Source organism: Paenibacillus tianmuensis (assembly GCF_900100345.1).
Classification (GTDB): Bacteria; Bacillota; Bacilli; order Paenibacillales; family NBRC-103111; genus Paenibacillus_G; species Paenibacillus_G tianmuensis.
Map to the genome: position 1 here is coordinate 25,049 of NZ_FMTT01000028.1, position 15,056 is coordinate 40,104.

General features: G+C 50.9%; 12 protein-coding genes. 4 read left to right on the forward strand and 8 right to left on the reverse strand.

What is annotated here, in order from left to right:
* Positions 1–9: 9 nt before the first annotated feature.
* Positions 10–1,620 (reverse strand): acyl-CoA dehydrogenase family protein, encoded by a 1,611-nt coding sequence (locus tag BLO51_RS17745; RefSeq protein ID WP_090674017.1) that lies wholly within the window; start codon positions 1,618–1,620, stop codon positions 10–12.
* A 190-nt stretch (positions 1,621–1,810) separates the two neighbouring features.
* Here BLO51_RS17745 and BLO51_RS17750 point away from each other — a divergent pair, with 190 nt between their 5' ends.
* Positions 1,811–3,319: a class I adenylate-forming enzyme family protein gene (locus BLO51_RS17750; protein ID WP_090674019.1), complete on the forward strand. Its 1,509-nt coding sequence runs from the start codon at positions 1,811–1,813 to the stop codon at positions 3,317–3,319.
* Between the two features lie 99 nt (positions 3,320–3,418).
* On the opposite strand, the gene BLO51_RS17755 is transcribed toward BLO51_RS17750, so the two are convergent.
* The 6 genes from BLO51_RS17755 to BLO51_RS17780 all read right to left on the reverse strand — a co-directional run bounded on the left by BLO51_RS17755 (position 3,419) and on the right by BLO51_RS17780 (position 10,434).
* Positions 3,419–4,732: a WD40 repeat domain-containing protein gene (locus BLO51_RS17755; RefSeq protein ID WP_090674021.1), complete on the reverse strand. Its 1,314-nt coding sequence runs from the start codon at positions 4,730–4,732 to the stop codon at positions 3,419–3,421.
* Positions 4,733–4,791: 59 nt separating this feature from the next.
* Entirely contained in the window at positions 4,792–6,240 is a 1,449-nt protein-coding gene (locus tag BLO51_RS17760) for a DUF1266 domain-containing protein (RefSeq protein WP_090674023.1), read from the reverse strand.
* 301 nt (positions 6,241–6,541) lie between these two features.
* The gene (locus BLO51_RS17765; RefSeq protein ID WP_090674025.1) at positions 6,542–7,744 is read right to left on the reverse strand and encodes a macrolide family glycosyltransferase; all 1,203 of its coding nucleotides are present in this window, start codon (positions 7,742–7,744) and stop codon (positions 6,542–6,544) included.
* 194 nt (positions 7,745–7,938) lie between these two features.
* On the reverse strand, positions 7,939–8,403 hold the full coding sequence (locus BLO51_RS31235) for a YiaA/YiaB family inner membrane protein (RefSeq protein ID WP_090674028.1): 465 nt from the start codon (positions 8,401–8,403) through the stop codon (positions 7,939–7,941).
* A gap of 549 nt (positions 8,404–8,952) precedes the next feature.
* Entirely contained in the window at positions 8,953–9,246 is a 294-nt protein-coding gene (locus tag BLO51_RS17775) for a DUF6509 family protein (protein WP_090674030.1), read from the reverse strand.
* Positions 9,247–9,366: 120 nt separating this feature from the next.
* Positions 9,367–10,434: a branched-chain amino acid aminotransferase gene (locus BLO51_RS17780; protein WP_090674032.1), complete on the reverse strand. Its 1,068-nt coding sequence runs from the start codon at positions 10,432–10,434 to the stop codon at positions 9,367–9,369.
* Positions 10,435–10,577: 143 nt separating this feature from the next.
* Between BLO51_RS17780 and BLO51_RS17785 the strand changes: the two genes are divergently transcribed.
* Positions 10,578–11,468 (forward strand): LysR family transcriptional regulator, encoded by an 891-nt coding sequence (locus BLO51_RS17785; protein ID WP_090674034.1) that lies wholly within the window; start codon positions 10,578–10,580, stop codon positions 11,466–11,468.
* 96 nt (positions 11,469–11,564) lie between these two features.
* Positions 11,565–12,542 carry a quinone oxidoreductase family protein gene (locus tag BLO51_RS17790; protein WP_090674035.1) on the forward strand — a complete coding sequence of 326 codons (978 nt, stop codon included), beginning with the start codon at positions 11,565–11,567 and terminating at the stop codon, positions 12,540–12,542.
* A 198-nt stretch (positions 12,543–12,740) separates the two neighbouring features.
* Here the strand turns inward: BLO51_RS17790 and BLO51_RS17795 are convergent, their stop codons facing one another.
* Positions 12,741–13,376, reverse strand: a complete 636-nt coding sequence (locus tag BLO51_RS17795) for a LysE family translocator (RefSeq protein ID WP_090674037.1) — start codon at positions 13,374–13,376, stop codon at positions 12,741–12,743.
* Positions 13,377–13,538: 162 nt separating this feature from the next.
* Here BLO51_RS17795 and hcp point away from each other — a divergent pair, with 162 nt between their 5' ends.
* Positions 13,539–14,834, forward strand: a complete 1,296-nt coding sequence (gene hcp / locus BLO51_RS17800; protein WP_090674039.1) for a hydroxylamine reductase — start codon at positions 13,539–13,541, stop codon at positions 14,832–14,834.
* Positions 14,835–15,056 lie beyond the last annotated feature (222 nt).

The following is a 15,056-nucleotide window of genomic DNA, read 5'->3' on the forward strand; positions in this document are numbered from 1 at the left end:
TACCTGCGATCAAATTTCCTCCAGCGCGATCGTCTGATACGCTTTGAAAAAGGAATCACAGAACGTATCCCATTCTTCAGCAGCTTCAAGCGATGCGTCACTGACTTCCCCGCATACCGGACGCTGAAGCAGGTCTGTCAGCTGCTCAGTGAATCGATTCATCGTTTCCTTAGATGCGCCTGCCAGCACGTTCCCCACGAAATCTGCTGGCGGATACCAATCTGCAACTCTCTGAATATCGCGGTAGATTTGGGTCAGCAGTAAGTTGCGCGGACCTTCCCACTGCTCATTGACAACGATATCACGGAAAATTCGCGGCAGTGAGGAGAATTCCTCCATGACCCCATGGCCGGCAAAAACGGAGATGGCATCCCGCAGAACCTCTGCCCCTTCGTTCGTCGTACAGATTTTTTGCAGTAGAACAAGCTCTCTCAAATTAAAAAGCTGCTTTCGCAGTTCAAGCGGCTGATCGACTGGAATGCCCGCGTTTAGAGGCTGATCCAGACGCAGGAATAGGCCATAGATCTTAAAGGCGCCTGCTGTCGTGCGCTGTGCGGCGTTTTCAATCCGTTGTAAGGTTCTGGCTGATAGCGGGTAATCTTTCACCTTTTTTCCAAAAACAGTGCGGAAATCGCCATAAAGGTTTGCTTCCCGGGCAGCACGCAGCATGAAACCCGCGCAGGCAATGCCAATTTCAAGGCGTGATAAAGTCAGGACAATTCCAACGGCAACTGCGACTCCTTTTCCTGCAGGACCAACCTGATAAGCCTGTGCCCCGTCATACTGAATTTCTCCTGTCGGCAGCTCTGCCGTTCCCATTTTCCATTTGATTCGATTGATTTCATAACCATTGCGCTTTTCCTTTTCTTTATCCCCTGGCAGCCATGATGGCACAATAAACGTCGAAACGGTATCGGTACCGGAAATCTTCGCCGTGACAACTGAGTAGTCCGCATGGGCTACCGAACAGAAAAATTTATTCCCGTATAAGCGATAGTTTTTGCCATCCGGCACGGCTTCCAGCACATTGGCCGGCAAATCCGATCCGCCCTGAATCTCGGTCATGAATTGGGCTCCGATTGCGAAATCCCCATTTCTTCCTTCTTTCGTATGCTGCAAGATTTCCTGCAGTTCCGGATGATCTTCATTAGGATACTGTTCAAGGAGTGCGATTAATCCCAGCGTGCATGTCAGCGGGCAGGTAACGCCAGCTTCTCCAAGCTGATGAATAAGCATGCGCTTCGCAAAGCTTTCCCAGGCCTGCATGCTGCTCGAAAAAAGGCCTTCGCCGAACACTTCTTTTTCAAGCTGCAGGGTTTCCATGGGCCGGACGATTCGGTCAATCCTATGGTTGAAAGCGTCATAGTGCAGCATATATGGGCGGACTTCAGGTCTCGCTGCCCTCTCGGCAAGGATGTTCCATTGAGACGAAACGGCCGGAGAAAAATTCAGCAGCTCATGATGTATCTGTTCATAGTGAGGGCCTGCAAATTTGTTTAGGGCTTTTTGCAAAAAAGGATCATCCTTATACCAATCCAGGTTACTGCGCCGATCCAAAAACTCGTCAAAGGTGTATGCATTCCTTCCTCCCGTCTGCTGGTTCTGGGAAGTTGCGTTCATGGAAAATCACTCCTTTTTTAGTTGACAAAATGTAATTTTCAGAATTATTATAAAATTCAGGTAACGTTAACGTCAACTAGGGAGATATAACAAATGGCTGCGGGAAGACATTTTGACTTATAAGGAAAAGTACGAAAATAGCCAGACCAAGACAGCTGAGCATCATTGATTTTTAAAGGGGTTGAGCAAAGTGGGGGCAACGATTCATGGCGTATTGGAAAGGAACGCAAGAAAGTTTCCTGATAAGGACGCCTTTATTACGGCTACGAACCGGCTTACCTACGGAGACATGAACAGAATCGCCAACAGGTTGGCAAGGTATTTGCAGGATGAAGGCGTCCAGCGCGGCGACCGGATTGCCGTGATGTCGCGAAATCATGAGCACTTCTTTTATGCTTTTTTCGCATGTATGAAAATCGGCGCCATTCCGATGCCAATGAATATCCGTTTGACCCCTACGGAATTAACGGCTATTTTTCAAAATTCGAACACAGCTGGAGTCCTGTATGAAAATGAGCATTCCGAAACGGTTGCAGCGCTAAAAGCTGGCAGCAGCTTGAAGCACTGCTTTTCCATTCCGGAAAGCGCAGAAGCATCCGCAATTTTTTCAGGCGAGAATCTGAATATGCCAATGGATTCGCGGGATGTTTGCGAAATTCTTTTCACTTCAGGTACAACCGGCACACCCAAAGGGGTCGTGTTTAACCACGACCGCATCCTCGCGATTGCTACGGCTGTTTCCGCTAATTTCAGCCTTACCCATAAAGATTCCATGCTCACGCTGATGCCGCTCTCCCACTCAGCACCTTTAAATACATTTTTCATGAGCGGTTTTTACTGTGGAGCTTCACATGTTATTGGAGATTTTACGCCAAAAGGGTTCCTGAACTGGATACACCAGGAAAAGACGACCTTCTCTTTTGCTGCACCGGTTGCTTATTTGCTTGCAGCCAAGGATGCTGACTTGTCCTCTTATGACCTATCAAGCATGCGCGTATTCGCTTACGGTGGCGGGCCGCTTGCACTCGCCTCCTATCATCAAGTTAAAAAAGCATTCCAGAATGAAAACTTCTATCAGGTTTATGGGCTGACAGAAGCAGGACCGAATGGCATCCTCTTATATCCTGAGGAACATCTGGAGAAAGCCGGAAGCATCGGCAAGCACCCTACCGTTAATATGGAAATCAGGGTCGTTCGTCCTGATGGCACCGATAGCGCTCCAAATGAATATGGCGAAATCGTATTATCCGGCGACAGCCTCATGCTTGAATATGACAATAACCCGGAGGAAACGAACGCGGCCATCAAGGAAGGCTGGCTGTACACAGGCGACATTGCCTATCGCGATGAAGATGGCTATATTTACATCGTGGACCGCAAAAAGGATATCATCATTTCCGGTGGTATGAACATTTATCCGCGTGAGGTCGAAGAAGTCCTTGCCAAGCATGACGCCGTTTTGGAATCCTGTGTCGTTGGTGTTCCTCATGAAGAGTGGGGCGAAACCGTCAAAGCGGTGCTTGTGCTTAAGGAAAATGTTACTGAGGAAGAGCTGCGCGTGTTTGCCGCCGAACATCTGGCTACGTTTAAGTGTCCGCGTATTTACTCCTTCGTAGATGAACTGCCAAGGAATGCGAGCGGGAAGATTTTGAAGCAGCAGGTGAAACGTGATTGCTCGCTGTCGCGGAGCTGTCGATGATCGGCTCGCGCGTACGAAAGCTGCGGTAATACGTTAACCCCTGCCTACCAGAGCAATGGCATGCCATGCTCTGATGAGCAGCGGGTACAACATTTCCAGCTACCAGCGCAGCGGCGCCTCGTCCTTCCAGATGATCCATCTGGCCATCTCCTGGATCGGTGCAGTGCCGATCGTATACGCATCCTTTTCTCCGCTCTGCAAATCAATGAAATGCAGCATGCCGCCGTACGTTCCCACGGCAAGCAGCGCTTCATCAGCCGACACGGCAAGACCGGTAATCGTACTGCCGACAAAATAGCGCCAAATCTCCTCACCTTCGCTGTTAATAAGGCGCAAGTAACCGTAAGCGTCGCCGAGAATTTGGCCATTCGATACTGGAGCCGCGGCGTATACCCGCATTTCTTCATTCATGCTTGGCCATTCCTTGTCGACTGTATTGTCTGTCAGCTCGGCGATTGGAACTTTAATCGTCTCCCCGTTATAGAAATGGCAGGCATTGAACCAGACCTCCCGGCTATCCAGAGAGAAGGTGCAATAATGCGGGTAACTGGATGTAGGCACGATCTCATGAACGACCCGTTCCTCGATATCGAGCAGCAAATGCTCACTGCTCTGGCTGCCGAAGGCGATCCAGCGATTGTCCGGCGAGACTGCCCCATGCACCATGGCATCACCGATATAGCGGTCTTCCTCGTCCTCCTCGTCATCTCCATATGTAGCCGGATCAGGATGGAGTAGAGTCACATGCTCCTGCTCCACAAGAAAGGTTCCCCCGCTCGATACGAGCAAGAGAGACTGTCCGTTTGCGAAAGGAACCATTTTTATAAGGCTTCTTGCAGGCATTTCAGCATCGGCGAGTGACTCGTATTGAGGTAAAATCTCTTTTATTTGCCGCTGCAGCGCAGCCCACTCATAACGAGCGGCTACGGTACCGTTGAGCTTACGATCCGGCTCGGCTAGAACACGAATCTCTTTGTCGTCTGCCAGCGCTACATATTTTCGATCAGGAGAGACGCCTGCACTGTAAATATCAGCAAAGGCCTCTATGCTAGTCGCATCCGCTACATAGATTTGCGGCTGCGCGGAATCGCTGGTTTGGAAGAGGATGCCCCCATTAGGCATGATTGCGATAGGCTCTACGCCTTGCATTTTGTCCTGATATATATCGGAAAAAGGCCAAGTGGCAGGCGGGAATTGGGAGCGCAGCTCCGCGATGTCTCCAGTCTCGTTGGCTGCCTTGATTTCTTTCATTACTTTGCCAGCCAGTTGATGGCGCTTGTCCTCTTTCGGCTCCGGCTGTTTCTGCTGCCAGTTGCTCTCCATTCCAATCCTTACAAACTCGTTCACATCCGCAGCATACCGCTTACCCTCCTGCCGCCATTGCATCGCTAACTCTTCTCGCTGTTGTGACATCTTTTTTCCTCCTTGTGATAGGCTTTCCTGTTCATAATGAATGCGCTACCTGAATCATCTCATAGTTTGTTTTTAATCTCTGAAAATATTTTCTCGATTTTTCTCAGTTCACCCGCGACCATAGCGTTAGCCGCTTTAGTAGAGGCGCTAGAAATCGCTTTACTGTACTTTGTCTGCTTAAAATCAGGAAAACACTGGCTTACAAGATGTCCATTTAATCTTATACTCAATTCATTTGAAAAACTCAGTGCAGCTTCAAAATGAAGCGGGTCCGTCCAACTCAGTCGGTCGATCTTAAGCTTCCTGAACATTTTTTTCTTTAACAGATAAATCGCTTTATTCGTAAACACTGTTCTTTCGCTATTGGTTAAAGTGCTACAGTAGAAAAAGGGAACCTCGTCTTCACCGAAACTTATACCTGATGCTTGTACAAATAACCAGAAATATCCGTCATCTTTCCCCATATCATCTTTCGCTATTTTAAAACTTCTTTCCGATTCATTCACATCCAAAAAAGGCGTTACATTGTGTTCCACGGCTTCATCAAGAATACACCGCTCGTATAATTCAACCGACTTCTTCTCCATTCCCAGTTGCTGCTGTCTATTTGCTGTATCGGCATCGTAGTATTCTTTTTTCTTCTGCTCTTTCTCCATATCTACATAGGTTTCCAAAGCCTTTTCCAAGCTCTTGAAATCACTGTCCGCCCAAATATCGGATGCCAGCAAAGGTTGGGAAGGAGCTGTGATCAGGCCATATATATCGCTTATGTACTCGGCTGAACCTTTAATAAACATGCCTCCAACAGAGCCATCGAACATCATATATTGTTTACCTAAAATGGCGCTTGATAAGAAAACTTCCCAGCTACCGTATAGATTTTCAATATACGGGCCGAAAAGCCTTAACAATTTCAAAGCTTGCTCATCGTTAATATAACCTACGTTATAGGAGCGGCCGATTAGATCGATAATTCTTGCATAATCAAAGCCGGAGAACCCTACATTTTGAGCATAGGGCAGTAAGTTTTCATACACACCAAAAAAACGATGCCATATCATCCTGGAATGATCATCATCGCCAAAAATATGTTCGAGACTTTCTTGGATCGCATTCATCATTTCCAGCTTATCTTCGGAGGACAGGCTCGTATCTATATTCTTATGATAAATACTCATCACTTCGGAAATTTGGTCTTCATTCAAATAATTTTCATGAACATAACCGGCAGACAGGTTGGTAAAGTTATCCTTGTTATCCAAATAAATTTTGATCAGTATGGATACGATAGGAGAACTTACAAATCGATTTGCATCCAACTGTTGAATAACATCGATAAGTGTTTGTTCATCTGTAATATCAAAATTGCTTTTGAGACCTGCTTTCAGAGCCATTTTCCCCAAAGTGCCGCCGCCCATGGAGACAGACAGCAATTCGTCTTTTAATTTGTTTGTTAAAGCAGGCACGATAAAGTCACTAGTATAACGATACATACTGGCAAAAATCATATAATTACTTTTCAATTTTGTTCACACTTCCCTCTTATGATATCCTTCCTCCAAAAATTACGCATGTTCCCATTCTATCAAAAATTGACCGAACGTTCAACTACTTGAGAAAGGTAATGGCGGAACGAATCGATGAGTTATTCGTTGCATGACGCAACGAAACCCACCGTAGGCGGTCAACCTATTATGCGGTGGGTTTTCGCTTGTTACGAAACTTACGACGAGTCTATTCATAGTCCATAGAGTCGCATGCTGGCCCCTGTTCCTCTACTAAACTTTCAAATTCCTTCCTTCCAGCGCCTTACCCTACGTTTACCTGCGAGACGTACTTCATGATTTCGTCCGCGGCTTGCCGGGCCCCGCCTGCCGAACGCAAAGATTCGCCCACCCGGGCCGCCGCTTCGCGATAGGAAGGCGTCTCCAGCACTCGGTTCGCCGTATCGCGCAGCAGGTCAGCCGACAGTTCGGTTTTCTCAAGCGCGACGCCCGCTCCAAGCTCGGCAACACGCTCGGCCACCCTCGGCTGATCGGCCCCTTGCGGGACCAGCACCAGCGGCAGTCCGTGAGACAAGCCTTCGTTCGTGCTGTTCATTCCCCCGTGGGTAATAAACAAACGGGCATGCTGAAGCACTTCAAGCTGAGGAACATAAGGACGGACGATAAAATTGTCCGGGATGGCGCCGAGCGACTCAATCTCGGTCTGTCGGCCGACCGACATCACGATCGTATTGCCGGAACCCCCGAACGCTTCAAAACAACTTCGGTAAAAGTCAATATCCTTGTTGAACTCCGTCCCTAGCGAAATGTAAATGACGGATTTCCCCGCGAGTTCAGGCATCTCGGGCTCTCCATGCAGACGTGCGGACACGGAAGGGCCAACATATTTGTAGCTATCGTCAAAATCTTCTCTTTTGGGCTGGAACAATCGGGAGGTATATACGATCGTCAGCGGCTCGGGGTTGAAGAACGCCTCATAAGGCGAATGGATGACGTAGCCGTAGTCGCGCCGGAGCCTGGCCGCCAATCGGTCGAAATCCTCTTGTGCCTGCTGCCCAGACGAGCCGGAAGGAACAAAGGCATCCAGACGCTCGATAAAATGCTTAAAATGCGCTGCCATCATCGCAAAAGACGAGCTGGAGTTGATCGCCGGCAGTTGCAGCAAATGGGCCATCAGCCGCCCGCCCCCAAACATGGAGTCGTGTACGATATAATCGAACGGTTTGGCTTTGGCCTCTTCCAAGACATAGGGAATAAGAGCCTCCGCCCCCTCTAGCATACCGTTGACTCTGTCGAGCGGATGGATACCGTGCTTCAAAAACCCCTCGAAGAAACGGTGAAAATCATAGGCGCGAACCTCGGCCCCTACCTTCTCCAAGCGCTCCCTGAAATATTCCGTCGTGAAATAAACAACCTCATTTCCGCGCTGAACCAGCTCCCGCACGACACTTACCGTCGGGTTCACATGTCCTTCCGCCCCGCCATTCATAAATAAAATCCGTGCCACGATTCATTCGGCCTCCTTCGCCCCCAATATTTTGGTACTATATTCCATTTTATCATTTTTTCATCTTGAATGGGAAATGCCAAAGGATTCATGTTTCGTTGCCCAGACCCGGGAAGCCGCCGCGGGTTTAACCTTGTGCTAAAGTCGGAAAAACCCGCCTATCGTGCAGGCGGGTTTAAAATATAGCTATGGAGTTATCCATTCAGATTTTGATTATCCATCATCTCTTTGTCCTCAGCGTTATCGCGGGTCACCTTTTGTACCCCGATCGCACTATAGGAAATCAGCAGCATAACGGCAATATAGTAGCCTTTTACGTTCAATTCGAACGGGGCATTAAACAAACCGATGAAAAACATAGCGAATCCGATGATCAACCCTGCGACCGCCATTCCAGTGAAAGCGGGAGTGTTGCGCATACGATGCTTAGGATTTTCGCTTCTTAGCTCCTTGTCCTCGGCATTGTCCCGGACCACCTTTTGGGTCGCGATACTTGTGATGATAATTAAGAACATACATAACAAGTAGTACCCTTTTACGTTTAATTCCCACTCCGCATTGTATATGCCGAGACAATATAAGAATATGCCTGCGGCCAGTGCGAAGTAAGAAGCTGCGGTAAAAGCTGTGGTATTACGTTTTTGATATTTTGGGTACATGGGCGGACACTCCTCTTGAGGTTACGGACGACTAGTTCGCGAATCTTTAGTTCGTCGTTAGAATTGGTTGTCTTTTACAGATATTTTAACTTACCGATTACCATGTGAAAAGGCTTATTTTCATCTAGTACTTCATTTATTTTCACTTAACGATGAATGCCCGGATTTAAAAAGCAAACGATTACATTTTCCGAATTATCCAAGGGTTGAATATAAATTGTAGAAAGCTTATGAAATCTAACAAAAATACGATCAAAAGTGGCTGACGATAAAATTTATTTCCAAATAATATCAATACCATGTTCAATAACAAAGTATTCAAGTATGAATAATAAATATTTATTGAATGATCCGTTTGATTTATGCAAAACTGAACAGGACGAAAACAAGCATTTTGACATTTTACATCTGGCTGAAGGTATATTTATGCAAGATCTTCCTGTCATTCCGATTTACTTCGCCTCGAAAAACTCGGTTCTGCCGCTCCCAAGCCTTAAACGCAAAAAAAGCGCCGACGATGTTTACGCCGCGCGCTTTTCTTGTACTTTCTTACTCCACTTTCCCGACATGCTCCTCGCAGAAAGCTTTGACCACTTCCAACTCGTCGTCTTCCAATTCAAAATCGAGCAGTTGCTCCGTCGTCCGCTCGAAAATTTCGTGCTTCACGATGCTAGCTTGGTCCTCATCCACGCCGTAAATGACGCGGACATATAACCCCTGCTCGGAGTACAGCTCGTCATCCTCTTCAACTTCGATATCCAGTATAAACTCGTACCGTTTGCCGGACAAAATGCCGAACGGGTCTTTCACCAGCGCTACGCTGTAACCGGTAATGGTGAACATGGTATCATCCTTTCTCAACCGCCGAACCTTTATTCCGAACCTTTATATTATACACGAAATTCAGAGAAAGGCTTTATGCCACCGAGAAATAAACCATGACCATTTCATTCCGTCCCGAACCTACACCTGCACCATCCAGCCGAGCTTATCTTCGAGCTTCCCGCTCTGGATGCCGGTGAGCGTCTCGTACAGCTTCGCGGACAGCTCGCCGGTCTCGCCGCCGTTGATGGTCAGCTTCTCGCCACGCCAATTCAGCTCGCCGACCGGGGAAATGACCGCTGCCGTTCCTGTACCGAACGCCTCCTCAAGCGTGCCCGCCCGGTGCGCTTCGTACAGCTCTTCGATGCTGACCGGCCGCTCCTCGACCGGAACGCCCCAGCTTTGCAGCAATTGAATCATCGAATCCCGCGTGATCCCTTTCAGAATACTGCCGTTCAGCGCCGGGGTGATGACCGTCCCGTTGACCTTGAAGAAGACGTTCATGCTCCCGACTTCTTCCACGTACTTCTTATGCACGCCGTCGAGCCACAGCACCTGCGAATACCCTTCCAGCGCGGCTTCCTCCTGCGCCTTGAGACTCGCGGCGTAGTTTCCTGCCGTCTTCGCGCTGCCGGTTCCGCCAGGGACGGCGCGGACGAATTCCGATTCGACATGAATTTTGACCGGACGGATGCCTTCGGCATAGTACGCTCCGACTGGCGACATGATGATCATGAAGATATACCGTTTCGAAGCGGCGACACCCAGTACGGGCTCCGTCGCAATGATGAACGGACGAATATACAGCGAGGTGCCCTCGACTTCCGGTACCCAATCCCGGTCCGTTTGGACCAGCTTCTTCAGGCCTTCCAGCGCCAGCTCCTCGTCCAGATGCGGAATGCTCATCCGGTCGTTCGAATGGTTCAAGCGCTTGAAGTTTTGATCCGGACGGAACACCAGAATGCGTCCGTCCGCCGTACGGTACGCTTTCAGCCCTTCGAATACCGTCTGGCCGTAATGAAACACTTTCGCGGCCGGGTCCATGGTGATCGACTGGTACGGCACGACCCGGGGAGAATGCCACCCGCCGCCTTCCTCATAATCCATCATAAACATGTGATCCGTGAATACGGTTCCAAACCCAACTCGGCTTACATCGGGCTTTTGTTTTGGAGCCTGAGTCCGCTCCACTTCGATAGTAAGGGCCATTCTTCGCATCTCCTCTTCAAAGGTTTATTCTTATTGTATCTTATTGTATTAGTTGAATGGTATCAGTTCTTCCGATATATTGAAAATATCTGTTTTATTGGAGAACGATACCTTGAAGGTATGAATGAAAGGAGCGTCCAGAGATGGACTTGCGTCAGCTGAGATACTTTTTGGCAATTGTGAAGGAAGGACAAATTACGCGCGCGGCCAAGACGCTGAATATGGAGCAGCCCCCGCTCAGCCGGCAGCTCAAGCTGATGGAGGAGGAGCTCGGGGTGACCTTGTTCGACCGGGACGGCAAGCGGCTACGGCTGACGCATGCAGGAGAGCTGCTGCGGCAGAAGGCGGAAAGCCTGCTGCATCAGTTTAATGAATCGATGCAGGAAGTGAAGGAACTGGACGAGAGCGTCCAAGGCGTGCTATCCATCGGCGCAGTCGTCTCGTGCATCTCGCTTCTGCCCCAGCGCATCGAAACGTTCCGGGAGAAGTACCCGGAGGTGACCTTCCGCATCTGGGAAGGCGATCATTTCCTCCTCGGGGAGCAATTGGAGAAACGGAGCGTCGAGCTGATCGTCGCCCGGCTCCCTTTCGAGGCTTCCTCCGAGTCGCAGTCGTATGCGGTACGGCCGCTGCCGTCCGATCCGTTCGTCGTCGTCATCCCCGGCAAGTGGCTGCCGGACCCGGCGCAGGAGACGATCCGCATGCAGGAGCTGGCGGACTTCCCGTTTCTGTCGCTCAAAACGGACCGGACGACCGGCATGCACGACCGGGTGGTCACCGAGTGCCGCCGTCACGGCTTCGAGCCGCGCATCATCTGCGAGTGCTCCAGCGTCGCGGTCATTATCGCCATGGTCGCGGCCGGACTCGGAGCAACGGTGCTGCCCAAATCCGTCATGACGGCGTTCCCTCTCCCGTCGATCCGAACGCTTCCGCTGTCCGATGCCGATTTTCAATCCGACGTGGGCATTCTATGGCTGAACAACCGCTATTTGTCCAGAGCCGCCCGCCGCTTTATCGATCATTTTCTGGAGTAGCGGTCAATTGTCTTCGTGCCACTCAACCTATAAAGGAATTTTCCGGCGGTCCGGCGAAGTCATCCTTGTCATCTGCTCACAGAGGAGGAAACAAGCATGAAAGCCATTCAGGTAACGCAATTCGGCGGTCCGGAGCACATGAGCTACACGGACGTCGATAAGCCAAGCATCGGTCCGAACCAAGTGTTTATCCGCGTAGAGACGACCAGCGTCAATTTTGCCGATATCAAGTCGAGATACGGGAAAAAGGGCGGGACCCTTCCGTTCATTCCGGGACTGGATGCGGCCGGGACGGTCGAGCAGGTCGGGTCCGAGGTCCGGCAGCTGCAGGTCGGACAGCGCGTCATCGCTTTTCCTCATCACGGCTCCTATGCCGAATATATCGCGGCGGACGAAAATCTGACGTTCGCCATCCCGGACAGCCTTAGCTTCGATACGGCGGCCGCCTGCCCGATCGTTTCGTTCCTTTCGTATAAGCTGCTCGCGGACATTGCCAGACTGGAGCCGGGCGAGACGGTCCTAATCCATGCGGCGGCAGGCGGCGTCGGCACGACGGCCATCCAGTTGGCGAAGCTCTTGGGCGCGGGAAAGGTGATCGGAACCGTCGGCAGCGAAAGCAAGGCGGGCATCGCTTTGGAGGCGGGCGCAGATCATGTGCTCTCTTACACGCAGGGGGATTTCGCTGCGCAGGTCAACGACCTGACGAACGGGGAAGGCGTAAACGTCGTTCTGGACTCGATCGCGGGCGCCGTAACGGAGCAAAGCTTGCTCTGCCTGGCTCCTTATGGCCGTTTGGTCCATTTCGGCAACTCAGGCGGCCCTGCGGGGAACATCAAGACCTCGGACCTGCATGCGAGCTGCCGTTCCGTCCTCGGGTTCAGCTTGGGCACGACCCGGAGCAAGCGTCCCCACCTGCTGCGCGGCGTCGCCGGGCGGGTGCTGCCGTACTTGGCCGACGGGCGCCTGACGATCAAGATCGGCGCACGTTTTCCTTTGGCCGAAGCCGCCCAAGCCCACGAATGGGTGGAAAGCCGCCAAAGCACGGGAAAAGTGCTACTCGACGTCAGAAGCTAATACCGTTTGCAGCTAAGCATGCCGCTGGCAGATCCAAATCACTTGATGCGCGGCGGCGCAATACTTATTTATCCACAAACTTATGAACATTTTATCCACATTATCCACAAATCACGAAAAACTGTGCTTGCCCTAACCATGAAAAAGATCGTCTTCCGTCAACCCTTGCGGCTGGAGACGATCTTTTTGTGCAATGCGTCAGTTGGAGATTTTGGCGCGGAACAAGTTGGCTCCCATCAGGATGAAGACGCCGCCAGTGATCCGGTTCAGCCATAGGCCGATCTTGAGGTTCCTCCTTAGCTTCCCCGTCGCGAACGCTGCGAGATAAGAAAGGAGACTGCTCCACAACATGCCGGTGAAAATAAACGTCGCGCCCAGAATCGCGAACGGCAACGGACTATGAGCCTGATTGTCTACAAACTGGGGAAGGAAGGCGATAAAGAACAACGCCACCTTCGGATTAGTTATATTCGTAATCATGCCCTGGACAAAAATTTTGCGCGTGCTCATCAACTCTACCGATCCAGAGTCCGGTGCAATGGCGGAGGACTTCGACACAATCATAGTAATCCCAAGATAGATCAGATAGGCGACCCCGATCATTTTGATGACCGTAAACAGCACTAGTGATTTGGCCAGAAGAAAAGATAACCCCAGTGCCGCAAGCAGCGTGTGGATAAGCGTCCCCGCCGCAATCCCCATGGTGGACCAAATACCCGCTCTTCTGCCCTGCGCCACGCTTCTGGCAATGATGTACATTGTATCCGAGCCCGGGGTCACGATAAGCAATATTCCAGCGATTACAAACAAGAAATAATGATGAATGCCAAACACGCTCGTACGCTCCTTTACGCAATAAGTAATGTAGGTTACCGCCCGCGGCGGACCCGGATGTTGCGACTTTGCCATGATTGATGTGCTTTCAATCACATTTTTCCGAGCTTCCTCGTGTTACGCTTTTGACATAGCAAACCAAACGTAACGGAGGGATTCGCGATGTTTTGTTATCAATGTGAACAGACCCCGACAGGCGGCTGTAAGGTGATCGGCGTATGCGGCAAAGATGAAACGATTGCAAGCTTGCAGGATACAATGATTTTCGCTTTGAAAGGCATTGCCGCCTATGCCACACATGCAAGACAGCTCGGCTATTCCGACCCGGAGGTCGACCGGATTACGCACGAAGCTTTGTACATGACGTTGACGAACTCCAACTTCAACCTGCAGGAGCATATCGACATGGCCATGAAGGTCGGCTCGGCGGCCGTCCGAATTATGGATGTGCTGGACCGGGCGCATACGACGCACTTCGGCATCCCGCAGCCCGTAGCCGTGCCACAGAACAGCATCGAAGGGCATGCCATCGTCGTTACCGGGCATAACCTGTACGCTTTGGAGGAGCTGCTCAAGCAGACCGAAGGAAAAGGGATCAACATCTACACGCACTCCGAGATGCTTCCCGCCCACGGTTATCCCAAGCTGAAACAGTATTCGCACTTAAAAGGCAATATCGGAAAAGCCTGGTACGACCAGCGCCGCCTGTTCGAGAAATTCCCGGGCGCCATTCTGGCAACAACGAACTGTGTCATGCCGATCAAAGGCTCCTACGCCGACCGATTCTTCTCTTACGACATTGCGGGTCTGGAAGGCGTCACCAAAATCGTCAACGACGATTTCACCCCGCTGATCGAGAAAGCCTTATCGCTGCCGGAAGCCCGGATCGAGTCGGACCAGACGCTGATGACCGGCTACCATCACGAGACCGTGATCGGCCTGGCTCCGGAGATTATTCAAGCGGTCAAAGCGGGCAAAATCAAACGCTTCTTCGTCATTGCCGGCTGCGACGCCCCGGGAAGCGGCGGCGAATATTACCGCGAGCTCGCCACCTCGCTGCCTAACGATACCGTGATCCTGACCACATCCTGCGGCAAATTCCGCTTCAACGACGTCGATTACGGCACCGTGGCCGATACAGGCATTCCGCGCTACATCGATTTAGGCCAGTGCAACAATTCCGGCTCCACGGTCAAAATCGCCCTGGCGTTGGCCGATGCCTTCGGATGCAGCGTGAACGACCTGCCAGTCAGCATCGTGCTCTCCTGGTTCGAGCAGAAGGCGGTCGCGATTCTTCTCGGCCTGTTCAGCCTCGGCATCAAAGATATCCGCATCGGCCCGAAACCGCCGGAATTCATCAATCCGGGCGTCATGAACGTGCTTGTTGACACATTCGGACTGAAGCTGATCGGCAACACTCAAGACGATATGAAGGAAATGCTGTCGCTTTCTCACTAAGAAAGCTCCGGCGGCAAAACTTTTGCTGTGGGGGATAGTTGGGCACGGGCGTCCTTGACTACCGTTCAAGGTGCACGCGCCCCTTTCCCGTTCATTCTGTCCGTCAGTATGCCCTCCAAACGACGCCTCACCGCTTGTACTCCATCCGGTATCTTCAGCTTAATTGTACCATCTTTCGCCCCCGGGCAGACAACATAAACAGGCCTTGGGTCGTCGGAAAGC